Origin of the sequence: Runella rosea (assembly GCF_003325355.1) — a bacterium.
In the GTDB taxonomy this organism is placed as follows: Bacteria; Bacteroidota; Bacteroidia; order Cytophagales; family Spirosomataceae; genus Runella; species Runella rosea.
This window is the reverse complement of sequence record NZ_CP030850.1, coordinates 514,864-540,321: the sequence shown is the minus strand read 5'-3', so window position 1 is coordinate 540,321 and position 25,458 is coordinate 514,864. Positions and strand designations below refer to the sequence as shown.

Annotated in this window: 17 protein-coding genes; 8 read left to right on the top strand and 9 right to left on the bottom strand. The window is 44.2% G+C overall.

Annotation, left to right across the window (positions count from 1 at the left end; translation table 11 throughout):
- The first annotated feature begins 23 nt into the window (after positions 1-23).
- The 3 genes from DR864_RS02445 to DR864_RS02435 are packed head-to-tail and all read left to right on the top strand — an operon-like array spanning position 24 to position 1,598.
- A complete protein-coding gene (locus tag DR864_RS02445) occupies positions 24-455 on the top strand; it encodes a viral A-type inclusion protein (RefSeq protein WP_114065454.1) in 432 nt (143 codons plus the stop codon).
- 29 nt (positions 456-484) lie between these two features.
- Positions 485-1,126, top strand: coding sequence for an SCO family protein (locus DR864_RS02440; protein ID WP_114065453.1), 642 nt, complete (start codon positions 485-487; stop codon positions 1,124-1,126).
- 31 nt (positions 1,127-1,157) lie between these two features.
- Positions 1,158-1,598, top strand: a complete 441-nt coding sequence (locus DR864_RS02435; protein WP_114065452.1) for a c-type cytochrome — start codon at positions 1,158-1,160, stop codon at positions 1,596-1,598.
- A 62-nt stretch (positions 1,599-1,660) separates the two neighbouring features.
- Here DR864_RS02435 and DR864_RS02430 read toward each other — a convergent pair whose 3' ends face one another.
- The gene (locus tag DR864_RS02430; protein WP_114065451.1) at positions 1,661-2,986 is read right to left on the bottom strand and encodes a Gfo/Idh/MocA family protein; all 1,326 of its coding nucleotides are present in this window, start codon (positions 2,984-2,986) and stop codon (positions 1,661-1,663) included.
- Positions 2,987-3,225: 239 nt separating this feature from the next.
- Here DR864_RS02430 and DR864_RS02425 point away from each other — a divergent pair, with 239 nt between their 5' ends.
- The 5 genes from DR864_RS02425 (at position 3,226) to DR864_RS02405 (ending at position 11,450) form a co-directional block, all read left to right on the top strand.
- Positions 3,226-6,237 carry a sensor histidine kinase gene (locus DR864_RS02425; protein WP_114065450.1) on the top strand — a complete coding sequence of 1,004 codons (3,012 nt, stop codon included), beginning with the start codon at positions 3,226-3,228 and terminating at the stop codon, positions 6,235-6,237.
- Positions 6,238-6,240: 3 nt separating this feature from the next.
- Positions 6,241-7,017, top strand: coding sequence for a LytR/AlgR family response regulator transcription factor (locus DR864_RS02420; protein ID WP_114065449.1), 777 nt, complete (start codon positions 6,241-6,243; stop codon positions 7,015-7,017).
- A 156-nt stretch (positions 7,018-7,173) separates the two neighbouring features.
- Positions 7,174-7,548 carry a LytR/AlgR family response regulator transcription factor gene (locus DR864_RS02415; protein ID WP_114065448.1) on the top strand — a complete coding sequence of 125 codons (375 nt, stop codon included), beginning with the start codon at positions 7,174-7,176 and terminating at the stop codon, positions 7,546-7,548.
- Positions 7,549-7,557: 9 nt separating this feature from the next.
- Positions 7,558-8,727 (top strand): tail fiber domain-containing protein, encoded by a 1,170-nt coding sequence (locus DR864_RS02410; RefSeq protein WP_114065447.1) that lies wholly within the window; start codon positions 7,558-7,560, stop codon positions 8,725-8,727.
- Entirely contained in the window at positions 8,727-11,450 is a 2,724-nt protein-coding gene (locus tag DR864_RS02405) for a GEVED domain-containing protein (protein WP_114065446.1), read from the top strand. The genes DR864_RS02410 and DR864_RS02405 overlap by 1 nt, the downstream gene beginning before the upstream one ends.
- Positions 11,451-11,462: 12 nt before the next feature.
- Here the strand turns inward: DR864_RS02405 and DR864_RS02400 are convergent, their stop codons facing one another.
- The 8 genes from DR864_RS02400 to DR864_RS02365 all read right to left on the bottom strand — a co-directional run bounded on the left by DR864_RS02400 (position 11,463) and on the right by DR864_RS02365 (position 25,366).
- Positions 11,463-12,998, bottom strand: a complete 1,536-nt coding sequence (locus tag DR864_RS02400; protein WP_114065445.1) for a sulfatase family protein — start codon at positions 12,996-12,998, stop codon at positions 11,463-11,465.
- Positions 12,999-13,038: 40 nt separating this feature from the next.
- Entirely contained in the window at positions 13,039-15,306 is a 2,268-nt protein-coding gene (locus DR864_RS02395; RefSeq protein ID WP_114065444.1) for a DUF7133 domain-containing protein, read from the bottom strand.
- A gap of 19 nt (positions 15,307-15,325) precedes the next feature.
- The gene (locus DR864_RS02390; protein ID WP_229599503.1) at positions 15,326-16,282 is read right to left on the bottom strand and encodes a family 43 glycosylhydrolase; all 957 of its coding nucleotides are present in this window, start codon (positions 16,280-16,282) and stop codon (positions 15,326-15,328) included.
- A 191-nt stretch (positions 16,283-16,473) separates the two neighbouring features.
- Complete coding sequence (locus DR864_RS02385; RefSeq protein ID WP_114065442.1) at positions 16,474-18,480, bottom strand: NPCBM/NEW2 domain-containing protein; 2,007 nt, start codon at positions 18,478-18,480, stop codon at positions 16,474-16,476.
- 37 nt (positions 18,481-18,517) lie between these two features.
- Complete coding sequence (locus DR864_RS02380; protein ID WP_229599502.1) at positions 18,518-21,181, bottom strand: DUF6797 domain-containing protein; 2,664 nt, start codon at positions 21,179-21,181, stop codon at positions 18,518-18,520.
- Between the two features lie 61 nt (positions 21,182-21,242).
- Positions 21,243-22,025 (bottom strand): alpha/beta hydrolase, encoded by a 783-nt coding sequence (locus DR864_RS02375; protein WP_229599501.1) that lies wholly within the window; start codon positions 22,023-22,025, stop codon positions 21,243-21,245.
- Positions 22,026-22,157: 132 nt separating this feature from the next.
- Positions 22,158-23,864 carry a hypothetical protein gene (locus DR864_RS02370; protein ID WP_114065439.1) on the bottom strand — a complete coding sequence of 569 codons (1,707 nt, stop codon included), beginning with the start codon at positions 23,862-23,864 and terminating at the stop codon, positions 22,158-22,160.
- Positions 23,865-24,004: 140 nt separating this feature from the next.
- A complete protein-coding gene (locus tag DR864_RS02365) occupies positions 24,005-25,366 on the bottom strand; it encodes a 3-keto-disaccharide hydrolase (RefSeq protein WP_114065438.1) in 1,362 nt (453 codons plus the stop codon).
- Between the last annotated feature and the right edge of the window lie 92 nt (positions 25,367-25,458).

Sequence of the window (25,458 nt, the reverse complement as noted above, 5' to 3'; positions counted from 1 at the left end):
TTCAATTTAGTCCTAAATTAGAAATGAAAAATATAATCGTCGCCTTCGGTTTTGCTTTGTCTATAAGTGCCTGTTCTGAAGACAAAGGCTCTGTAGAACAAACTGAAAAAGAAGTATTTGTCATCCACGATGAAGTAATGCCCAAAATGGGACAACTGATGGAATTAAAAACTGGGCTGAGTAAAGAAATCAGCGCGATTGATAGCTTGGTAAAAATCACCCCCAATGATAGCCTTCAAAAGCGCAAAGATGAAGCGTTGGCGCTGAGTGTTGCCCTGACCGAAGCCGATCAAGGAATGATGAACTGGATGCACAATTACAACGGGGATTCTTTAAAAGCGCTCTCTGGCGAGGAAGCCGTAAAGGCCATGAATGCCGAGAAGACCAAAATCAGCGCGGTACGTGATAAAATGCTCGAAAGCATGGCCAAAGCTGAGCAGTTTTTAAAGAAATAACCCACTAAAAGTGAACGAGCACCCAAGCTATGAAAAACACCATTTTTGCCCTTTTATTTTTACTCATTTGGGGATGTAACAAAAACTCTGACCGTTTGCCCATCTTAGGCGAGCGCGAAACCACCACCCGAATCGTGGACGGCAAAGAAGTCGTTGATACCCTGTACCATACCATTCCTGATTTTAAGTTTGTGAGTCAAAACGGCGACACTGTTACCGCCCAAAATTTCAAAGACAAAATTTACGTTGCGGATTTTTTCTTTACCACCTGCCCCACGATTTGCCCCGTGATGAAAAAACAAATGCTGAAGGTCTACGAAAAAATCAAGGGTCAAAACGACGTAGCCATCCTTTCCCACACGATTGACCCCGACCACGATACCCCTGCCGTGTTGAAAGAATACGCCACTGATCTGGGCGTAACGGGCAACCAATGGCTTTTTGTGACGGGAAATCGCGAAAAAATCTACGAAATTGGCGAAAAAAAGTACTTGGTCGTCGCGGGGGCTGATTCCACCGCCCCAGGAGGTTACATTCACAGCGGTGCGTTTGTATTGGTCGATAAAGAAAAACACGTGCGTGGTATGTACAACGGCACCGACGACGAAGCCACCAAGCGGCTTATCTCTGACATCGAACGTTTGCAAGAAGAGTACAAAAACAAAGAGTAAGGTGTGTGGAGTGAGTAAATAAATAAGGTATATGCTACATTTTTTTAGGGTTAGTTTCGTTCGTTATTCGGCGCTTAGTTCTGGGTTTATATTCCTCTTTTTTTTCTCCTGCCAAAGCGAAGAAAGCACAAAACATGCGCAGTACGTAGCAGAAGGCTATACATTGTTTCAGACCCACTGCGCCAACTGCCACCAACGCGATGGCAAAGGACTAAGCAATTTATATCCCGCCATTGTGCCCGAATATCTCAAAGACAAAGCAAAGGTAATTTGCTGGATTAAAAACGGAGTAAATCAGTCGGTAACGGTCAACGGCAAAACCTTTAATCGACCCATGCCTGCTAATCCAGCCCTAAAAGATTTGGAAATTGCCGAAATCATGACGTATATGTACACCACATGGGGTAACGATTCCAAAATTACTACCACCGAAACCGTACAAAAAGCATTGGAGCAATGCGTATCTAACTGACACCCACTGCTCCAATTGATAACTATTTGCTTTTCAGCGACTTTTCGTGATTAAAAACGCAATTAAATTTTTATCCCCCACACATCATTCATTGAACGTCCAAGCAAAGCGTTGGCTTCTTTATCATTTTTGAAAGATTCTTTCTTCGGATTCCATTGCAACGGTCGATTGAGTTGGTAGGCAATGTTTCCAATGTTACAAACCGACGCCGTCCGGTGGCCGACTTCCACGTCACAGATGGGTTTGCTCCGTTTACGCATCGCATCAAAGAAATCTTTATAGTGATTTTCGCTCTTATACACGTGTTTTTCGGTTTCTCCTATTACACGCGTAGCCAATGATGCAGGCGTAGTTTCTATTTTCTTACGTTGTACCCGAAGTTCGCCTTCTGTTCCTGTAAAGAGAATCGCATTGTTCCAGTCCCACTTTTCGTGGGTCATCACGATGCCATTATCATAACGGTAGGTCAGGAAAGGGTGCTCTTTTCCGTCGGGTGCAATCACTTCTACGGGACCACTATTGTCCATATCTAGTGCCCATTGTACGATGTCAAACATGTGCGCACCCCAGTCGGTCACCATGCCCCCACCAAATTCTTTGTAATTCCGCCAATTGGGAAATACATCTTTGGATGTCGGCGGGGCCAATTCTGAATTGAAAGGTACTGCTGCATTGGGCCCCAACCATGCACTCCAATCCAGTCCTTCTGGAATGGTCTCGGCTGGCAAATCGTAGGGCTTGGGCGGCGGACCTACATTCACCTTAATGCTTTTTACTTCGCCGATGTAACCATTCCGAATCAATTCGGCAGCCTGACGAAACTCTGGCCACGAACGCTGCATACTCCCCGTCTGAAATACGCGGTTGTATTTGCGGGCAGCATTGACCATGGCCCGACCCTCTTTGACCGTCAATGCCAATGGTTTTTCACAATAAATATCTTTTCCTGCTTCGGCTGCACGTACCGCCATAGCCGCGTGCCAGTGGTCGGGAGTAGCAATCACGACCGCATCTACATCCTTACGGGCCAGCAACTCTCTAAAATCGTTGTAAACGGGAATGTCCGAATAAGTCCCCGCCTGTGTGTTTTTTTCGTAATAGGTTTTGATACGATCGAGGGTCAATTGTGCCTTGGCCTTGTATACTTCGCTGATGGCTACAATCCGGGCTTCATTGGTGCTCAAAAACGAATTTGTTAGCCCACGCCCCTGCTTTCCAGTACCGATAAAACCCAGCGATATAATATCACTTGGCGCAATATACTTCGTTCCGTCGGGACGAGTTCCTCCTAAAACGTGACGCGGAACAATCATTATTCCTGCCAATGCTGTGGCAGCTTTGGCGACAAAGTCTCTGCGGTTGATGGGGGTTGAATTTTCTTCTTTCATCTGATAATTTAGATTGAATATAGCTATTTTCTCAAAAGCAGCGTAACCAAAAGTTTATACTTGTGTTGGGCTCCATACACCGATATTTTCCCCAAAAAACACCGCCTGAAACACCGTGTTTAGTGATTGTCAGGGTTATGAATTAGCAGGTGCTCAAATTAACTTTTTGAAATATGTAACCCGCACAGCCTTTTAGGAGTCTACCCATTATTCCAACCGCTGAATCAATCATTTTTTCGATGATAAGACAAATCATTCTTTGTACAATAATTTTGATTTTTTTCAGCGTTGCCTATGGACAGGAACGCTATTTCCCGCATTATACTACTGCCGACGGACTTCCCAGCAACACAGTTTACAAAGTAGTGAAAGATGAGCGGGGCTTTTTATGGTTGGCCACAAGCAACGGTATTTGTAGATTTGACGGTCACCGCTTCGAAACTTTTTCGCTCAAGGGGTTAGTGAACGATGTTGAATTTATTGATATTTATATCGGCAAACAGGGCAGAATATGGTTTATCCCTTTCTCAGGTGATGTTTTGCTCTACGACGGCTCTACATTCCAAAACGGAAAAGATTTTTTCGGTACATCTTTCCAATCCGTGCTGCAAATCTATGAGGACGATTTTGACAATGTCTGGATTGTAAAACAAAGGGCGGATATCTTTCGCTTTCACCTTTCTTCACGAAAACTTACGGCGATCAAAGGGAGAGCATATACCTATAAAAATATTGTTCACGTTTCTGCCCCCCATCAGGTATTTATCAGTGACGGCAATCATTGTACAGAACTTTTCAGTAGAAAACTACTTTTTTCATTGCCCGAAAGTTTCAGCAAAAACCGCCCCCGTATCATCTGCCATGTTGATTCCCTTAAATACATTTATCCTTCTAATTCTGCCATTTGTTTTTATGATTCGGGCAAAACCAACACCATAAACGTGCCCGGGTTCCCTTATAAAAACACTATTTTTATCAATTTACATCCCAAAACGATCTGTGTCGGCACTTCCGACCGTGGGTTGTTTTTATTTAAAATAACTGGCGAGAAACTGTCGTATGTCTCCAACGAATTGCCGGGGCGAAGCATTACTTACACCGCTTCAGACAATGAAGGAAACATCTGGATATCCACCTACAACGATGGGCTTTATTGCATGTCTCCCCAGACGGCCTATCAAATCCCCAACATCGGTATCTACAATACGGAGCCTTTAAGCGTAGGGAAGCTCAACCGTGAGTTATTGATTGGCCTCAATCGCGGAAATATAAAGATTGTGGTGGATAATATTCCGCGAAAAAGTATTGATTTCGAAAAATCGTATAGTGTTAAACCCCTTACGTCGCGTATCAAAAATATTCGTATCAGGCCGAGGGCTGCCTGGATGTCGTATGAAAACATCCTTTATCGCTATAATGGCCGAATATATACCTCGTACTTTATCAACGGTAATATTAAAGATATTGCCTTCTCTGATTCATTGATTTTCCTGGCCACGCATCATGGAGCTTATATCTCTACAGAAAATCAACTGGCAGAAAATGAAATAAAACCTCCCTTTACTGAATCCAAATGCCACTATTTGTTATCTAATCTTATTGATAAAAGAAAACTGTTTTTGGAGCGTACAACGGCCATTGCTTATGATTCACTTGAAAAACGTCTCTGGATAGGACAAACCAATGGGCTGATGACATTCAGCCGCCGCAAAATAGAAACAACCCTTAAAAACAGCGTTTTCAGGTCACAAATATCGGATACATTGCCGTCTATTTTGCAAAATTTCAAATACAGAATCACCGCGTTAGCTACTTTGCACGACGGTAGTTTGGTCATCGGAACAACCGTTGCGGGCATTTTTTTCTACAGCAACCGTCAACTTTACAACCTCTCCGTCGAAGAGGGCCTATCCAACAATTTTGTTCAGTCATTCTTTATAAGCGAAAATAAAACGCTGTGGGTAAGCACAATCAATGGATTGAATAAAATAAGCATCGAAAATATCTCACAAAAAAAATGGCACATTACGATCTATAATACAAGCAACGGATTGGCAACTAATATTGTCAATGATGTATTTGTAAAACATGACTCTATCTGGGTGGCAACAACGGGCGGGGTCACTTTTTTAAAAGACATAGCGAGCAGTCATACACTGCCGATACCGGTACACATTACCAACGTTTGGAGCGACGACAGCCTTGTACGTATCAATCCCCTGATAGCCCTACAAAGCAAAGATGAAATCAGGTTTAAGTTTTATGCCGTCAGCCGTCAGTGGGCCGGCAATATACGGTATCGCTTCCGACTCTCGGGGAATATGTTTGGCTCCTATGGGTCTTACAGTCAATGGAGTACCACCGATGAGCATACCGCTGTCTTTACAAAGTTACTGCCGGGCAGCTATCAGTTTGAGCTGGAAGCTATTTCGAAAGAACGAGGGCTGTTCTTAGGAAAAACATCCTTAAATTTCAAGGTGACGATGCCTTGGTATCTCAATCCCATCATACAGGGCTCCCTCATTACTTCTTTTTGTTTTGCTTTACTAACCGTTCTGTTTATGTATTATTATCGTCGGGAGCGTAAAGCAAGAGCATTCAATGAAGAATTCAATGAGTTGGAAAAACAGGCATTTCGGGCGCAGATGAACCCTCATTTTATTTTTAATTGTCTCAATGCAATTCAGGAGTTTCTTATAAACAACGAGGCTGAACAGGCCCATCGATATCTTTCACAATTTGCCAAGTTGATTCGTAAATCATTGGATTTTACTAAACGCAGCACGATCTCTTTGACCGATGAAATCGACTTCCTGATGCTGTATATCAAATTAGAACAATTACGGTATCTCCAAGCTTTCAAAGTTGAGGTAAATATCCATCCAAATGTGAAAGCCGATGAAATAGAAGTTCCTTCTCTTCTGTTACAGCCTTTTGTGGAAAACGCGATCAGACATGGGCAACTTGGGCGGATGCAAGCGGAGGGGCTGCTTAAAATAGACTTTGAGTTTGCCGAGAAGTATCTTTATTGCACCATCGACGACAACGGGGTAGGTTTGGAGTTCTCTCAAAAATCCAAAACGGGCCTCGCAAAAGAACATGCTTCTCATGGTTTGGACATCGTCAAAAAAAGAATAAAATTAATCAATCAGTTGAGTGACGAAAGCCACAGCATTGACGTCTTTGATAAGAAGCATCTCGATCCTTCATTGCGGGGGACGCGTGTTTTGATGAAGCTATATACTGGTTAACCTGTGAATACTGCCTTGCCTGACCAACGTGAAGTATACCGAGCTGTCATTGTTGAAGACGAAGACCGAAGTCGTAAATTATTGGAAGTCATGCTGGGCAAATATTGCCCGCAGATTGAAATCGTCGGTCTTGCCGATACCTTGGAAACAGCCGTGGCGACCATCAGTTCGCTGCAACCGGATGTAGTATTTTTAGACATTGAACTACCTGACGGCTCAGGGTTCAAAGTACTGGATCGACTGCCCCATCTTTCATTCAGCGTTATTTTTGTTACAGCCTACGAGCACTACGCCCTGAAAGCCCTCAAACGCTCTGCACTCGACTACCTGCTCAAACCCCTGGACATTGATGATTTGGTAGCCGCTGTAAAAAAGCTCCCCCCTTTAGGTACAGTTACAAAACATCTGGAAGGGCAAAATATGATTTTGAATAGCTATATCAACGGAGCACCCCGCGACCAATACATCATGGCCTTGCCCACCGTCGACGGGCTGATTTTTATTCATGACGAAGAAGTAATCTCCTGCCGCAGCGACAGTAATTACACCCATTTGACGCTAACAAATAACCGTAAATTTCTGGTTTCCCGGACCCTCAATGATATTGAGGAGATGTTATCAGAAGACTTATTTTGCCGGGTACACCATTCCCACATTGTAAATCTCAAACATATTCGCCGCTACTTTAAAGGCAAAGGCGGCTATTTGGAAATGTCTGACGGCTCTACCGTTGAGGTATCCTTCCGTAAAAAACATGACTTTTTAGCTCGTTTCGCCTAAACGCACTTCCTGCCTTTTTCTACACACTTACTCAATCACTGCACACACTTACTCAATAAGGGTTTAGTGGCTTAGGGTATTCTTATAAGTTTGGTGCATCAACCATATCAACGCCAAACAGTAAGCGAAAATATCCATTCACTAAACAGACTAAGAATGATGAACACCTACTCGTTTCCGCTTTCCACCCTTGGGTTGCCAAATCTGATGATACAGACCTCTGACGGCAAACGTCCAGTCAATATTTCAGAAATCGTATTTTTAGAAAGTGCCCGCAATTATACATTCGCTTATTTAACTGACGGCTCCCGCGTTATTACTTCCAAAACCATCGGCATTTTCGAATCACCCTTTGCCAAACATGGCTTTATCCGCATCAACAAAAGTATCATTGCCAATCTGTCCTACATCACTGAAAGCTGTAAAAACGAAGGTTATGCCATCCGACTCCTCAATGGTCAATGGCACACCTGCTCAAGACGTCGAACCTCAAAAGTGAAAAAAGTTATTAAACAGTTAAAAACTTTATAATTATTCAGCATGAGAAAGCTATTTCCAGTATTCCTATTATTTCCTGCCCTGACTTGGGGACAGACCAACATGACCATTCAGGATAACACATCGAATATTACCATCACACCTGATGGACTTAGAAGTTATCGCCCCATCAATACCGGACTGTATAATACTGCCATTGGAGAGAAAGTTCTCGAACTGAATACAACAGGACAGCGAAATACCGCCGTCGGCTATAGTTCTCTGAATAAAGTAACCGGCAATTCAGACAATACGGCGGTGGGCTACAATGCCCTGAAACTTACCGATAATGTCGAAAATACCGCTGTCGGCGCAGAAGCTTTGTCAAAGAATACGGGCGGAAACGGCAACACAGCCTTAGGTTTCAGGGCCTTGGGGGAAGAGTTTGAGGGCTGGCAGAATATTGGCATCGGCACAGGTGCTGGCATGAATATCTACGGTGGAGGATATAATGTTTGTATTGGTGCAGGAGCAATGGGCAGCACTTCTTTCGGAGGAGTAAGCCCCTCCAATTATCCAGAAAATAATGTCGCCGTCGGAGGTTTTTCTTTGGCAAACTGCAAGACAGGTTTCAACAATATTGCCATCGGTTATCAGGCAGGTTCTTCCGAAACCGGTTCCAATCGACTTTATATCGAAAACTCCGGCACCACCACGCCGCTCATCGGAGGTGATTTTGCCAATGATGTCGTAGGAATTAATATGCCCATTGGTGCGCTGGCCACCAACCCGACATGGAAACTCAAAGTAGGCGGCGATATCAATGCCACCGGCAGCGTAAGAGCAGCCGGCGTTGTGCTTACTTCTGATCGCCGCCTAAAAAAAGACATCGCTCCATTGCAAAATGCCTTGGCTCAACTCTCCGGCATTCAGGGTGTGACCTATCTGTGGCGGAAAAATGAATTTCCTGACCGTCATTTTACAGATAGAAAACAAACCGGATTTATCGCCCAGGAAATAGAAAAAATATTCCCCGAAATGGTCGATACCGATGCACAGGGGTACAAATCAATCAATTATATCCAATTAACTCCCATTTTGGTGGAAGCTATCAAAGAATTGACTGAGCAGGTAAAAACGCTCCAAAATCAGCATAAAAACCTTGAGGCTTCTATGGAAGGAATTTTTAAAATACTAAAAGAAAAAGGGACAAGTCTTCGGGCGGTAAACTAATGAAAAAACAATTGTATTCTCTTTTTTGGCTTATAGTAAGCTGTATCCCCTTATTTGGACAAAACTGCGGCACACCCTCTCCCACGGATGCGGATGAATTTTTCTTTGGCAAATTCATCCATAAGCACGCGAAAAGTAAAAATACCCGGGCAGGTGCCGTACCCCTCAACTATGTCCCGGTAAAGGTGCACATTATTCGCAACGATGACGGTAGCGGCGGGGTTGACCTCATTGCCCTCAATGCCAAATTTGCCGAATTGAACAGGGCCTTTTTACCCGTAGGATTACAGTTTTATTTCGGCGGGAGCGGTTCTATCGGCGGCACCAATCCCACCGCCGACTCTCCGCATTTTATCAACAGCACTACCTATAATACCACCATTAATTACAACAATGCAAACACATTTACGGGTATTTTATCAGCCTACAACGTCAGCAATGCCATCAATCTGTACATAAGCAGTACCATCATTGGTGCTGAAGGATTTGCCACACAGCCAAGTCCAGGTTTTAACCATGTCTTTGTGAATTATTTAGCCATTACAAACACAGTAAATAAAACGCTGCTGCACGAATTCGGCCATTATTTCGGTCTATACCATACTTTTCAGGACAGCAATCATGCCACTGTGTCAAATCGGGAAGTAGTTACAAGAGGCTTAGGAGCCAACTGCTCTACCAAAGGCGATCGGGTGTGTGATACTCCCGCCGATCCTTATGAACAACTAAGCTCCACGCAGAGAAACACCGTCAATAATGCATGTACCTATGCCTTGGCAACGCCCATCGATGCCAACGGCGTCCCTTATCAACCAAGCATCACAAATGTAATGTCGTATTGGAGCAGAATATGCGGTCTTAATCAACATGGACAATTGACTCCCGGCCAGTATGAACGTATGAAAATCGGTTACATCGCCCGAACCGACCCTTCCAACCAATACACCCTCGACTGCGCACCCACCAATCAACCCTTGCCCGGTTTGCCAACGGCAGTTGTGGGCACCAACGGAATCATTCTACAATGGGGCGATAATTCTATCACTGAAACAGGGTATTTTGTCGAAAGAGCCGAATCAACCAACGAGCCGTACATTTGTTTGGGAGGCGTCGGCCCCGGTACCAACACCTATATTGATTCAGAATTCAGTGCGGGAAGAACCTATCATTACCGAATCCGCGCCTCCAACTCCACCGACTTTTCCGGAGTCGTTTCCATCACTGTTCCTCAGAATCAAACCGGTTATTGTTTTCCCGTCTACACCAACCAAGTATGCGCTTTGGTAAGTTCATTCATCACCAAAGTAAAAATCAACGGCACGGCACTCGATAACACATCGGATTTCCCGTCTCCCTGTAATGCCAATAATTTCTCCGATTTTACGGCACTTCCCCCAGCTGCTTTGGTAGCCGGACAAAGCTATACTTTCACCTTAAAGGGGTCAACTTCGCTACACTACGCTATCTGGATCGATGCCAATCAAAACGGCACGTTTGAAACCCCGGAAATGATTGCCAAATCCACTACATCCGGCGAAATGATCGGCACAACTGAAAAATCCGTTTTGGTGACTTTACCTGCAACGCTCCTCAACGGCGCTACCAGGATGCGGGTCAGAACCGCTGACTTTGCAAGCGGAGGTGTAACCAATGCCTGCAGTCGCTACACCGTAGGTGAAACCGAAGACTATACCGTTACGATCAGCAACGGAAGTTCCTTACCCCAAATCCAGCTTTTATCGACATTCCCCCCCCTGTGTGCTGGCGGGAACTATCAGGCAAGCTTTACAACCTCAGGCTCATTTTCAGGAAATAACACCTTTAAAGCCGAGCTTTCTGACACATACGGAAATTTTGCGGCAGGTACAGAAGTCGGCAGCGGGACTGGCAGTCCTTTGACTATTTCACTCCCTCCCCTGTTAGCCCCGGGCAGCTACTACCGACTGAGGATCATCTCAACAGACATCAGCGTATCTACCAACAGCGAAAGTATCCGGGTATATTCGAAGCCTGAGGCGTCTATCACGGTTTCCGGCAATGCGGTGGTTTGTGCTCCGACAACTGTCTCATTAACTGCCGCTACCGGCGAAGGCTACACCTATACGTGGAAAAACAGTACTGGCACGCTGCCCAATGCGACTAGTCAGATGTTGGCCGCTGCTCAAACAGAGAATTACCGGGTGGAAATTTCACAGAATGGGTGTATCAATGAATCAGGGCCCGTCGCAGTGACCATCAATCCCAAAGTGCAGGTGAATTTGTCAGGTGCTGCAAGTATATATGCCAGTCAATCGGCCAATTTGAGTGTTTCATTGACCGCTGGAACTCTTCCGTATCAGCTTACCCTTTCGACCGGTCAACAGTTTACAAACAGCATGAATAATCCTTTTACGATTACGGTTTCTCCCACAACAACGACAACTTACACGATCACTCAGGTAAGCAATACGCAATGCGGGGCTGGCACTGCCGCCGGCAGCGCCCTGATCACGGTTTTACCAACGCAGTTCCCTTGTCCCCAAACGCTGGTCGTCCATGCCTCCCTCCCCGCGCCCTATCAAGCCTCGGAAACCATAACAACAACGGGGACGATCCAATATACTTCCGGAAATATCTCCTATACCGCAGGAAAATCAATCACCATCACCTCTCCTGCCGCGGGTGGCTTTTGGCAAAGTGGCCCCAATACCGTTTTTGAAGCAAAAATTACAGGATGTCAATAAAAAGGCACAGAATCAGTTCAAAACCAACTTCTTTTTACTTTGCCTGATTGCCGTCAACAACTGCGCAAGTTCCCTTACTTTTTCAGGGTTTTGTTCGTACAAATTGTTTTTTTCCGAAACATCATCCGCTAGGTTATAAAGCTGTCCTGCGGCTTCACCTACTTTTGGTTTTATTTCCTTTGGCTCAGTAAAACCGCCTGAACCAAGGCCCTCAATCAATTTCCAGTTGCCTTTGCGAATGGCAAAGTATCCGATGGACGAACTATGAACCACCGCAGGTTGATTGGGAACCTGCTTCGTTTTCCCCAACAGCACAGGCAAAATACTGTAGCTGTCTTCGGTGTTGTATTTAGCGTCTTTTGTTCCCACAATTTCCGCACAGGTGGAAAGCAAATTTGCCAAGGTCGTGGTGGCATTGCTAACGGTATTGGGTTTTACTTTATGCGGCCAACGAACGATGAACGGAATGCGATGCCCACCTTCAAAGGCATCACCTTTCATCCCTCTAAACGGCCCAGCGGCGGCATGGCCAAATTGTTCTGTAAAATTGGGCCGCCAGTATGGGCCATTGTCACTGGTAAAAATAACAAGGGTATTTTCAGAAAGCCCTGATGCTTCTAAGGTTTTTAATACTTCGCCTACTGCCGCATCCACTTGTTGCACAAAATCGCCGTATTCTCCCGCCTTTGATTTGCCTACATAATTTTTGGTAGGCACCCAAGGCGTGTGCGGAGCAGCCAGCGGAATATAGAGGAAGAAAGGTTTTTCTTTGGTTTGCTTTTTCAAAAATGCATTAGCTTTTGTAACAAATTCAGGTAACACTCCATGAAAATCAAACGAGGGCGACATTTTTCCTTCACGCCAAAAGGGACCTGTATAGCCCGATTCCAGTTTATTTCCTTTGGTATACGCCGTGGGTTGTTCGGTCAATTGTTGGTTTTCCAAATAACAATACGGCGGCATATCCAGAGAAGCTGGCAAAATATAAGAATAATCAAATCCTACGCTCTGAGGGCCTCCCGTTGGCTTTTTCGTGAAATCAATGTCTTCAGGATTCATCTCCGTTTTGATGCCATAATTTTCTGTTTTTAGCAATTCTTGCTTGCCTTGTGGCACTTCCCAATCCAATCCCAAATGCCATTTTCCCACCACCCCAGTTTGATAACCTTGGCTTTTGAGCAAAGATGCCACTGTGGGGCGGTCGTCTTCAATCAACGTTCGACTGTACCCACGCAATACGCCCACGGGCAAGCGGCTCCGCCATGGGTAGCGGCCCGTCATCAATGCATAACGCGTTGGTGTACAGACCGATGAAGGCGAATGAGCATCCGTAAACCGCATTCCCTGCATGGCTAGTTTATCAATGTTAGGCGTCGAAATTTTCCCTTGAGGATTGTAAATCGACACATCGCCATACCCCATGTCATCGGCTAAGATGTAGACGATATTGGGCATTTTATTTTTCTGCACGGTCGGTTTGAAGGCTAAAAATACCGATGCGAGTCCAACAAAGAGGATGGTTAAGATTGAGTAAGTCTTTTTTTTCATTTTATAAAGGCTCAATTACACAAAAGCAGTTTTCTCCCAATTATTTTTCGAAATCAGTGTCCAATAGCTGCTTTTCGTTAAAAATACCGCTTCCATCGGGCTTTTTCTCTCTCATTTTTTTTACGTCATCTACCGAAATCCCCTTCCCTTCTTTTGCAAATGCATTCTGCGTAAATCGTATAATATCAACAATGTCTTGGTCGCTAATGGCTTTATTATTGACAAGTGCGGGCATTTCATTGTTCAATTTGTACAATTTCCCACTGACATGAATCGGCCCACTGACTCCGTGCAAAATGATGGCCGCCAAGCGCTTCATGGAACCATCAATGTATTCGGAGCCTTTGAGCGGCGGGGCTAAATCCTGAATTCCTTTGCCATCAGCCCCATGACAGGTAGCACAAATGGTTCGGTACAGTTGCAGGCCTTTGGTTCGGTTGTCAACGGTATTTTTTTCCTTAACAAAAATGGGGTTCATTTCTTTTTTCTGCCGGTTATTGAGGGCTGCGGTCAAACTACTTTTTAGTAATACATTGGGATTCATGGCATTGATATAATTTTCTTCCCTCCCTTCAAGGCTGCTTACAATGGCCTCCTGATAGATTTTCTGAGTCGCGTATTTTTTGTCGATTTCGGTGAGAATGGGCAAGAAAGCCACATCTGATAGTTTGAGCCAAGCATTTAGCGACATAGACAAATAGAGGTCTATCACTTCATTGTTTTGAGCCAATAGCTGGTTGCAGACAGTTTTCATTTTAGCCACATTGGGCATGGAAGCAAAACGCTCCAAAAGACCTAAGGCATGGGCGATGGTTTCGGGCTGTTTTGATTGATTAGCCACATCGCTCAAAGTGGTAAAAGAAAGCGCATTTAAGCCTTCTAGTACATACAGTGCGTGAATGGCCGTTGCAAATTCATTGCTGTTTTTGGTTAAATTAATCAACTCTTTGACCACCGTAAGGTCTTTCTTTTGAATCAATAACTGTTGGGCGCGGTCGCGGAGCCAACCATTTGAATGACTGAGCAGTGCCACCAATTCTTTAGTAGTCGCCTTTGTCAAATCAGGGATAGGATGAGTTTTGACGGTTTTGCTCGTTATTTTCAAAATACGCCCCGCATTCTGTAACGTGTCTAATTTCTTAGCGGCCAGCTGCTCGGTTAGGTACTGCGAAATATACGCCTTGTGCTGAATAATACCCCTGTGCATATCGACCACGTAGATAGCTCCGTCGGGTCCGTTAAACAAATTTACGGGACGGAAACCTTCGTCGGTAGAAGTAAGAAACTCTTTGCCTTCAATGGCTTGGGTCGCGGTGGTTTGGGTATTTTTAAACGTCAGTATATTTCTTTTGATAAGGTTGACTTCAGGCACACACACAAAGGCATTTTGATGGTAAGATGCAGGAAAAGCCCCTCCTCGATACACCAACGGCCCACATGCTGCGGTTACGTCTTTCAGCAATCCATTTTCGTCCAAAACCCCTTTTTGATACCCCCGATTGACCGACGTTTGGTGTATCGGGAATACTTTATTGTTGGTCAGACGTTGATTCTCGGCGATGGTAGGTTTAAAGTAACGGTTGCGAATTGCTTTGTTGGGTAAAACATAGTCTCCCTGCAATTGAGTACTGTTATTGTTGTAATAAAGGCGTCCAAAATTGTCCTTGGTTATCCCCCACTGCCCCCGATACGACGTCGGCTCCTTAATCCATTTTCCATTTTTAAATTGGTATCTAAAATTGTAATTGGCATTGTAAATCCAATTGTCAATATTCATCATCAGTCCGTTGGAAGAGTGCTCCACGTTTCCGCCTTCGGCGTATACAGGGTCAACCAACGTTTTTTTGCCAGGTTTGTCATTTTTAATTTCTACAAACCACAGTTTTGGGCCATCAACGTAGAGAAGTCCACCATACACGTGGGCCAATGCGCGAGGCAAAACGAGTTTATCCAAAAAGACTTTGGAATGATCGGTCACGCCATCTTTATTCAAATCTTCTAAAATGGTGATTCTGCCGTTGGGCACTTCTTCACCGATGCCTTCAAGATTGGGCATATAACCAATCATCTCTACCACCCACATGCGGCCTTTGTTGTCAAAGTCCATGCTCACGGGTGCTTTCAAAAACGGTTCGGAGGAGATAACTTTCAGCTCAAACCCATCTTCTACTTTATAACTATCGAGTGAAATTTTGGGTACATCAAAGGGGATTATTCTGAAGCTTACCATAAAGATGGAAAGCGTAAAGATTAAACAAATTGCAATCTTAAATTTAAGGGTGTTAATGGTGAATTTTGGATTTTTCATTATAGTTAAACTGCTGGTTTTACTTCTTTAAATAAGGTCCTTTTTTATTCCAACCGATTTCTACTTTGGACAAATACCATGTTTTTCCTTTGTCATTATTGCCTTGAAAAAACAGATAATATCGGCCATCTTGGGCTTTGAAAATGTTGGGGTGCCCACTTTCACTTTCATTCCATGTACCTACATCGCCGTTTTTCAGGAAAGGCTCTTCCGATAGCCGTTTCCAATGAATACCGTCCTTACTGCGGGCAACCCCAATTTGCTGGGGTTCGTTATTATAAGCTCCCGCATAGAACATGTACAAATATTGGCCTTTTTGAATACAAGATGCCGCTTCAATGCATTTTTTCTCCCATATCAATTCGGGTTTGAGCATGGGCATATTGGGCACTTCGGTCCAACTGTTTCGGTCAAAATTGGTCGTAATAGGTGCTATGGCTACGCCTTGTTGTTGAATTTTGTAATCAGGGTCTCTGGTGGCATAATACAGAAAATAGTTGTTTTTGTAAGCAATCACCTCCGCATCAATCGCCCTTCCACAACTCCAATCGCTTATTTTGGGTCTAAAAATAGGGTTGGTGGCATCCCTTTCAAAGTCAACGCCGTTGGTAGAAAAAGCGTGGCAAATAGCATCCAATTTCCCATTGCCATACGTTTGATAAAAAAGATGCAAAACCCCGTCTTTTACCAATGCTCCGGGCGCACAAATACCTTTTTCTTCCACGGTTCCTTTTTGGCCCTTGATATTTCCTTGTTTTTCCCAATGCACTAAATCGTTGCTGGTCGCAATACCAATGTACCATTCTTTAAACTGCTCACCTGGAACCGAATAATACATCCAATACTTTCCCTGAAAAAAAATCACGTAAGGGTCTTTGGCATAAGGCCTTGCAGGAATGTCCAAATCTCCGTAATGCATTTCGGGTTTTTGCGCAAACAGCATTTCTCCTTTCACCATAAATAGAATGAAAAGCAAAATGTTTAGTAATGTGCTACTATTTAATCGAATTTCGTTTGTCATACACATCTTACTATCTAAAACAAAAAACCGCAAAAGACACAAAGAGTTTTACACAAAGTACTTGAGGGTTTTTCACTTAATTCTATACGGTTAGTAAACTAAATACAAGTAAAATCATAAAGAACCATTATACTTTTACAGCTTCATCACTTATTTATAGGAAACATCCTCAACATCACCACACCATGATGCCGAATATCCGTTACAAATGAACCGTTAAAGGTACCAATGTCTTTTTGACGCCACACATCGCGCAACTTAAACTTGCCTTTTAAGTCCACTTTTGCAAAATCAAAGGTAAATGATTTAGATGTTTCATCACCCCACCGAAAATAAGATTCGGGGGTTTTGCCGAAATCACCAACGTTAAACAAACCCACAGCATAAGAGCCATCTTCCAACGGCCTGAGCCAGATTTGAATACCATCTTTGTTCCAAACAAGCCGAGCCGATTTGCCCAATGGGTCTTGGTCAATTTCAATGACTTCGTCATTGGTCAACAAGTTCAACGTGAAGGCATCAAGCTGCTCAATAGGACAACCGATGAGCAATGGGGTTGCCAAAAGACTGAATAAACTCACGTGGCTGTATTGTTCGTCGGGCGTTAGGCGGGTGGGGTGCAGTTGCGTGCCCGTAGTTACGTTGCCCACAATCATCATATCGGGGTCATTCCAATGGCCTGGACCGCCGTAGGGAGCCCATTTGTCCAACGTAAACGCTGACACAAAGAGGCTATTCCAACTGTCGCGAATATCAGGCCCCGTACGGTAGCTGTTGGTCAGGCGTTCCCAATCTTTGACGTGGGTAAAGGGGGCAGAATTGGAAATACTGTACAAAATATCGCGTCCCGATTGCTTCAAAGCCACCGACATCCGCTCCGCTGATGGGACCTCAATCCGCCAGTCGTATTTGAGATAATCAATGCCCCATTCTGCAAATTGTTTGGCGTCATTGGTTTCAAAACGGTATTTACCCACGTAGCGAAAAGCGCGTTTATTGGCGACGATGGAGTCAGTAATTTGGCCATTTTCAAAATCCGAGGAGCCGCCAATATAACCCGCATAACTCGTAATCATGGGCGTAGAGTAGACGCCTACTTTTAAGCCTAAACTATGAATATAGTCCACCATTTCGGTAAATTTTGGAAACTTTGCATTGGGCTGAATGGCATGAAACTTACCGCCGCGCTTACCCTGCCAAGCATCGTCAATGTTGATGTAAGTCCAGCCGTGTTGGTTCAGTCCCATTTTCACCATGGCATCGGCGGAGGCAATGACTTTTTCTTGGTCAATATTTCGAGCCCACGAATTCCAGCCGTTCCAACCAATCGGAGGTGTGAGGGCAATCGTATCACCAATTTTTATTTTTAGTTCTTTGATTGCTTCGCCAAGGGCATTTTTGGCTTTCAACGTTGCGATATAAGTACCTTTTTTTAGCACTTTGCCAGTAATGATGCCCGTTTTTTCGTCCAACGAAAGGCCTTTCGGCAAGCCTTTGGCGTAGAAACTCATGGGGCGGTCGCCTGTGGCGGCGATGGTGTACAGAAAAGGATTATTGGGTGTAGCGCCGAATACTTTGGCTGAATTGATTTTGGGAAATTTTGCCGTTGGAGGGGTCAAAATATAGCGTTCATCGGTATTAGGAACGTTTTTGGGGAGGTGGTTGTCCAACATGACCAATTGGGCATCGGCCCAATTGGAATAGACTTTCGTACGTCCTTCGTCATTCACTTTGACCAACAATCCCAATCGTTTCACCCCTTCTAAATTAACCTTCACGGGTTTGGGTGCATCGCCCAAGCGCATTTCTCCGCTGTCAAACAGCACTTTACGGTCTGCCACCACATAAAAGGTATGGGGTAAATCTTTGTTGCCTTTGTCGTCAACACCCACCAACGCCGAAAATTCGGTCGCTTTTCCGTCCAGATAAAACGCCAAAATACTCGTAGCATTCACCCCTACTCCACGGTTGAAATACCTACCGTTGATGAGCATAGAATCGCCGGCCGCCGTCGTTTTAGGCAATACTGCCGGTATGCCTTCCGAAAAAGATTTGATGGGTAGATCGTCGAGCCAGAGGGCTTGTTTTTTTTGGGCAAAAAGCGACACTTGTACTCCACAACATATAAGTATTAAACAAACTACTCTGTGCATATTTTCAATTCATTTTATTTTACGGTTCAACATTTCTCTAATTCCCCAGTTGGTGAATCGTACCTTGTATAGACCCCGTCAGAGGCTCGCCTTTGGTATTTTTGATTTTATAATCAATGGTGATTACATCCACTTTTTCTAAGTTTTCAATGCTCAAAATCAGCCTTTTATCCATTGCCTGAGATTTGCCCACTTTCAACACTTTTTGGTTATGACGTTCCGAGCCATATTTTTTACTACGCACTAGTTGCCAAGTTTTTACTTCAAAATTGGATAAATCAGCCGCCGAATTTTGGTCTATTGGGGTATCAAAATCAAGCACTATACTTTTTTCAAGTACTTTCATTTTGATGGGTACAGGAATGGTCTTACCCGTATACCGGACTCTGTACAGCCCTCCCCCACGCATCATCTGGTTGGTTCCCCATGCCGACATACCGCAAGCATACAGTTGACCATCGGTTGGATTAAATCGGCCACGCATCACCCCCGTAAGGAATTTGATGCCGGGCAAATCAATCACGGCGCCTTGTTCTTGCCCATTTACGGTTTCGTTTAAAACATATTGAATCTTGCCGTAGCCATACGAAAGGCTCAAAAGTCCACCATTCAATGCCCCCCATTTATTGCTTTCCACCCAAACCATTTCGGAAGGCGAGCGGTCATATTTCATATCAACCCACACCAAAGGTTGTTCCATAGCAGCCCTTGATGAGTCTTTGGGTGGGTTATAGCCCCACATATTGCCATAAAACTTACCAATGCCTTTCACCCAGTTAATTCTGTTCATTGGATTCCAATAGCCTTGTTGGTCGGTTACAATAAAACTACCATCGGGGTTGATACAAACGCCATTTGCCGCTCTGAAGCCCGTGGCAATAATATCGGTTTTTGAGCCGTCGGCACTTACTTTCAATAAAGTGCCGTGTTGCGGAATAAGCGCCTCACGGGCGTGGCGGCCACTTTTGGCATAGTAAAAATTACCTTCTTTGTCGGTTTGCAAACCCATTGCAAATTCATGGAAATGATCAGTAACTTGGTGGTCATGATTGAAACTTTCGTAGAAATCAGTTTCCATATCGCCATTCAAATCTCTCAACAATACGAGTTGGTCCCTACATGTGACGTATATTTTTTCATCCACCACTTTTATGCCCAAAGGCTGAAAAAGCCCCGAGCCAATGCGCTGCCAAGTCAATGCGCCATCAGGATTGAGTACTCCTTTTATCAACCAAACATCCCCGTCGGTGGCACATATCACGGCAGTATTGGCATCTTTAAAAAAGTCTATCCCGCTCAATTTCATTCGACAAGCCCAAGGATTCTCGAAAGGCGGGGTTAGTTGGTCAACGGCAAACGGACCATCCTCTTTTCCTCTGGTAGTAAAGGTTTTGAGCACTTCGGGATAATGCGCACGGCCAGTACCCAAGGTATATTTTGTCAATGATTCTGGCTCTGGCAAATCCTTTTCAGAGAAATTAGAACCTTTTTCGCCAATGGCCAAAGTGACTTTAACTGCTTCTTTGGCATTGACATTCATAAAAATCTGCCCATTTTCTTCTACCAGCGTAGCCCCTTTGCCCAGCAGACTAACCTTGGCGGAGGCATTAGCCACCCGCATTTTCAAAATTGAATTGGAGGGCGAGATATTGAGCGTTCTTGTAAAAACGGATGGTCCTACAAACCCAAATTTCTCTAAAACGGCCGATTCTCCCACGGTATACGAAATGATGATTTGGTCTTCGTAATGGTAAAGCCCTTTATAATTTGCCCAAGATTTAGGCAATGGCCCAAAAGCTCTACCGTCCCGTGCTACAAACCTTGGGTCTTCAAATTTCCCCGTTGTGGGATTAGCCCAGCCGGGACTTACGGGGGTTTCAAAATGCAGTTTTCCAATGGTACGAGGATAGGTTTCGTGCTTGTCGTTCAACAAGATAGCGTTCCAATCAATAAAACCTTCGCCCGTGTAGGCCCCCGCTACGCGCATGAGGTCATGGTCAAAAATCATCCACGCTTTTCCTTTGGAAACGCCCCCTGCACCTTTGTCTAGGCGAACTGCGATGCCTTTGTAGGCAAAATTATTTTTTGAGTAATCTTCATCTTTGAACGGCGAAGGGCCCGGCGAGTGAAACCGTGGAATACCCGTTTTTTCGTCGGCCAATTCGTAGGTGTTTATCAAAAAATTACCATAATCCATGTCAGCCCATGGTTGATAAGGCTTTAAGGCAGGGCCTCTCGATTTTCCTTTTGGAAGCGCAGAAAGATATTCGGACGTTACTTTCGGAAGGGTTGTGGCTTTATTTTTTGAAACAAATTCTTGTTGAATATAGTGAATGACGTCGTATTTTTCCTGTGGACTCAGTGCCACTTGCGGGGGCATAGAGCCATACCCTTTGGTCACAGTTTGATACATCGAATAGGCATCGCCACCCGCTTTGAATGGCTCAGACCAAAACTTCAACGACATCGGAATTGAGCCTTCATTTTCTTCATTTCCATGACAATTGATACAAGTAGCATTGTAGATGCGCTCGCCTCGCACCAATGCTTTATCATCAAAATCGCGAATAAAACCAGCATGATCTAAGCCCTTTTCGGTAATTGGAAGGTCTTTTGAAGCAAGATTATATGCGATATTGGTACTTGTTTTGCAATTGACAAGCATCAATAAAATTACCAGCAAAAGATAGAAATGGCGCATATTCATCATCATACAGGTTATAAAGTAGACTGAGCAATTAACTAAACACAGAGAATGATTTTCAGGGTTTGAGATAATCTATTGACTGGAGAAAAGCGTCCGCTTTCAAAATCGTTTCTGAAAGGAAAGGCTCTTTATTGAAAAAACCATGCCCTTGATTTTCAAATAAAAAAAGGTCGCAACGACTTCCTACTTCTTCTATTTTTTGCTTGAATTTCCGGGCCGTTTCAATCGGGATCAGGTTGTCGTTTGTACCCAAAAAGAAAATGGTGGGCGGAAAACCTTTTTGGATGTTGTGCATTGGCGAAAACTCCACGTATCTTTCTCCAATTCGTTCAAAGCCATAGCCATCTTTTCCATTGTCAATCACGGGATTAAACAAGACTAAGGCATTGGGTTTTGCACTTATCGCCACATCGTCGGTTGGTTCATTGATCGATTCATTGGTAAAACAAGCCGCCGCCAAATGTCCCCCCGCCGAACCGCCCGAGCCAATAATCCGATTGGCGTCAATGCCAAGTTTTTGGGCATTTTTTCGCAAATACCGAATAGCCGATTTCGCATCTTTTAAACTTTCAAAAGGAGTGGTGTTATGTCTTGTCTTTACCCGATAATCTACCAAAACCGTGATAAAATCCTTGGCGGCGTAGTGCAAAGCGTGAGGCTCAAATTGTTTGGTAGTGCCCCCATTCCAACCGCCTCCAAAGAAAAACACAATGGTTGGATAGGTTTGACCTATTTGGAAAGACGCTGGATAATAAAGCTTTAAGCCTAATTTTAAAGTATCAATCTGCTTATACGTTAAATCAAAAACAGCGCTCTTTTCTTGTGAAAAACAATTCACAGAAACGAGTGTAAGTGTAAAAAAACAAACGAATGGTTTAATAACGTTTGTAAGCATTTTTTGATTGGTTTAAAATTAGTCTTGAGGTTAAACCTTCGGATGATTAAATCCGCTAAAAAATCCAGGGGAACACTACGAGAGTTTAATCGTATGCCGAAAAGGCGTAAAGCCCGTCAAATAGACCGTCGGGGCGTCCATCGCGGGCAGTGCTCCTCTCAGTTGTATACCTTTGTGTTCGGCTTTGCCCGGACCAAATTGAATGGTATCGGAATTGACCGTGTAAGAGGCCGATTCACCCGCCAATAGGTACGCAGTATCTTTTTTGGGATGTTTTGTAACCCCCGAAAACGTTCCTCCCGCCCTAAATATCAACTCAAAAGATACGGGTACACCTTCCGTACCAGTCATTTCAATGTCTATTTGCAGTCCATTATTAGACTCGCTGATTTTGACGATTGTTTCGAGTTTTTGAATTTCACTCTGCGGACGATTGGCCCTTGGCATTTTGTCCCAATCACCATCTTGTACAATTTGCTCTTTGGCAATCGGCTGATAGTACGGCCCTTCGAGTGCATTTTGCATCACCCAGGCGGTTCCCTCCTGCGTGATTTTGGCCGATTGAAACTGCCCTTTTCCGAAAAAAGAAGCCGCTACCCGCATGGCCTGCAATACGGCGTTGCCTTTGTGAAACGTGAGCCAGCTTGCGTTGTTGGACAAAATCGTGGCGTCCCAGTTTTCCCGTCGAATCCGCACCAAACCCGAATACGGAAAGGCTTTGGCATAACTGGTCGGCAGGGGTTTGTCAGCGGGTAAGGCTCTCCAAAGGGTCGGGTCTTCCAGAAAATAATCCAGATAGCCCGCTAATTGATTCTTGGTACTTGTTTGTTCAATAAGGCGACACATAGCGGCCATTTCGCCGTTGTTGTCCAACAAAGCCATGTAGCGATAGCAATAATAATAACGCGACATATTGCCGATGGTGCCTTTGTCTTGTCGGTTGGAGGCTTCGGTCACCACCTCCCCGTTGGGGTGGACGTAATAAAGCGTCATCATCAAATTTTTGCGAACTGGTTCAAGCAGCTCGGGCTTATTGAGGCCTTTGGCGATGATAATCAACGACCGATTTACGATGGGCGAATAACTATTGGTGCTTTTTTCGTTGTATTGGCCATCGGGGTCAATATCTATGTGCTCAGCCAACCATTGTTCGATACGACCAACGTAGCGCGGGTCGGGAAAAAGTTCATTCAATTTGGTCAGGGCTGCCGAGACTACCCAACGGTGATTTGGGGTATGAATACCGCCCACGGTCAGGGCTTCGCCCGCATTTTTCAAAAAAGTTTTTATTAATTCGAGTGAAGGTTCCGCACCTTTGACCTTTGAGAGTTTCAAGTACTTATAGGCAGGAATCATATTTTCCAGGATAAAACCCGTGTCGGGCGTAGAATGGAAATTGGTTTCCAAGAGGTCAATCGTTCCGTCGGAATGCTGCATTTTTAGCAAACATTGGGTTGCCATTTCTACCTCTTTTACCAATTCTTTGGATTGATAAAAAGCAGATTCGGGGCATGACATCAACATACAGGCCGTGGCAATAAAACCTGCTGTAGTATGTGGATTCGGAATTTCCATGTCATTCATGTAGCCACCGGCATATTTATGATTGACATCGTTGACTTTCAGCGCTTTGTAGTTGGGGAAATTTTGGTCGTAGATTTTAATCCAATCGAGCAACCAAGCAGGTTTGGGGGCGGTGTATTTATCAAAGTGTTGAAATCCCAACAATGGCATGGCACAGAGCGAACTGACTCCTGTGGTCACAAAAGTTCTTCTATTCATTCGAAAAGGGCGATTTAAGGGCTTAGTTTAATTAATTGAATACGACAAAAGGGTATTGGAGAAAGAGCACAAAAACTACTCTTCTACTCTTTTATATGGTAATTATTGCGTACTCCAATGGCAGTCTTGATTGCTTATTCTTAAAACTCCCGGATTTTAATGCTTCTAAAATGGACTTCATCGCCGTGGTCTTGCAAAAGAATATGCCCTGCTACCGCCTGCGCAAAATTCGGGTAGGTGTTGTATTTACTTTTGGCCACTAGATTGCGGAAAATCTGCGAATAGCGGTCATATTCCACCATTTTGAGGTTATTGAGCCAATGTTCGACGTGCCCACCCTTGACCACCACCCGCAATTTATTCCATTTCCCCGGCGGATTCATCCGTTTTGCGGTACTGCCTTCCGATAAATTTTCGGCCGTGATAAGGTCATACAAAGAAGCTGTGGTACGGTTGCCACCCACCCCTGCTTTGGCATCGGGATGCTCTTTGTCGTCAAGAATTTGAAACTCGGGTCCTAGGCCCGTACCCGCTCTTTTTTTACGGTCTTCTACCACAAAATATTTCAGCCCGCTGTTGGCCCCCGTCGTGAGTTTAAAATCCATTTCGAGTTCAAAGTTTGAAAATTCTTTGTCCGTAATAATGTCTCCGCTTTTGACTAGCGTATCTTTTTTAGTGCCAAGCACTTTCAAAACTCCATCTTGAATAGCCCAGCCTACCGTTGGAAATGTATCATAATTTGCCAATCGCCAGCCATTAGTGGTTTTACCATCCCAAAGCAAACGCCAGCCTTTTCTTGCTTCATTTTCCGACAATTGATTGATCAAATAGCTGATTTCAGGCGCTTCTTCTCCTTTAAACACAACGTCTTTCAAGTTGTCGGTGGCGATTCTGATGTTTTTCCATTGAACCGTCAGTCCTACCTGCTCTTCTTTCTTGATTTGATGTACCTGCAAAGCGATAAACCCGCGAGCGGTTTGAGGGTCGAGAAGATTGGTACATGGAATACCGTTTATCCAGGTTTTAAGGCTATTGCCGATGGCTTCGATATGGTATTTATTCCATTGACCAAGTTTAAATGCCTTTTGTCCTTTGGGATTTACAGACAATGGATACAACCAACCGTTGCGCCCTTCGTCGAAAATCCCTCCCGACCAAGCTCGGTCGCCGGGGTCGATTTCGACCTGATAGCCATGTACTTTACCCTCCATAACGGCAGGGTCACTGATACTTCTGATTTGGATGCCTGAGTTTAGCCCCGCCTCCACTTTCACGTCCAGTTCCAGCACAAAATCGCCGTAGATTTGCTCGGTACACAAAAACGAATTGGGGGTATTAAGTTGAGATACGCCCACAATGGTGTTGTTGACAATTTTGTATTCGGCATTGCCGTTTTTCTTTACCCAACCTTTCAAATCTTTTCCATTAAAAAGGTCTTTCCATTGGGCAAAGGAGTTGAGGTTAAGAAGGGTAATTGCGCAAATTGAAAAAATGAATTTCATTGTGTTTTTGAATAAAAAATGAGTGGTACTTTGCAAAAAAGTAAAAAAAAGAGAAGAAAAATGGCTTCTTCTTCTCTTTTTTTGAAAATAAG

Coding starts and splice junctions, on each gene's coding strand:
- DR864_RS02445 (WP_114065454.1), top strand. CDS start 24: ATGAAAAATATAATCGTCGCCTTCGGTTTTGCTTTGTCTATAAGTGCC.
- DR864_RS02440 (WP_114065453.1), top strand. CDS start 485: ATGAAAAACACCATTTTTGCCCTTTTATTTTTACTCATTTGGGGATGT.
- DR864_RS02435 (WP_114065452.1), top strand. CDS start 1,158: ATGCTACATTTTTTTAGGGTTAGTTTCGTTCGTTATTCGGCGCTTAGT.
- DR864_RS02430 (WP_114065451.1), bottom strand. CDS start 2,986: ATGAAAGAAGAAAATTCAACCCCCATCAACCGCAGAGACTTTGTCGCC.
- DR864_RS02425 (WP_114065450.1), top strand. CDS start 3,226: ATGATAAGACAAATCATTCTTTGTACAATAATTTTGATTTTTTTCAGC.
- DR864_RS02415 (WP_114065448.1), top strand. CDS start 7,174: ATGATGAACACCTACTCGTTTCCGCTTTCCACCCTTGGGTTGCCAAAT.
- DR864_RS02410 (WP_114065447.1), top strand. CDS start 7,558: ATGAGAAAGCTATTTCCAGTATTCCTATTATTTCCTGCCCTGACTTGG.
- DR864_RS02405 (WP_114065446.1), top strand. CDS start 8,727: ATGAAAAAACAATTGTATTCTCTTTTTTGGCTTATAGTAAGCTGTATC.
- DR864_RS02400 (WP_114065445.1), bottom strand. CDS start 12,998: ATGAAAAAAAAGACTTACTCAATCTTAACCATCCTCTTTGTTGGACTC.
- DR864_RS02395 (WP_114065444.1), bottom strand. CDS start 15,306: ATGAAAAATCCAAAATTCACCATTAACACCCTTAAATTTAAGATTGCA.
- DR864_RS02385 (WP_114065442.1), bottom strand. CDS start 18,480: ATGCACAGAGTAGTTTGTTTAATACTTATATGTTGTGGAGTACAAGTG.
- DR864_RS02380 (WP_229599502.1), bottom strand. CDS start 21,181: ATGCGCCATTTCTATCTTTTGCTGGTAATTTTATTGATGCTTGTCAAT.
- DR864_RS02370 (WP_114065439.1), bottom strand. CDS start 23,864: ATGAATAGAAGAACTTTTGTGACCACAGGAGTCAGTTCGCTCTGTGCC.
- DR864_RS02365 (WP_114065438.1), bottom strand. CDS start 25,366: ATGAAATTCATTTTTTCAATTTGCGCAATTACCCTTCTTAACCTCAAC.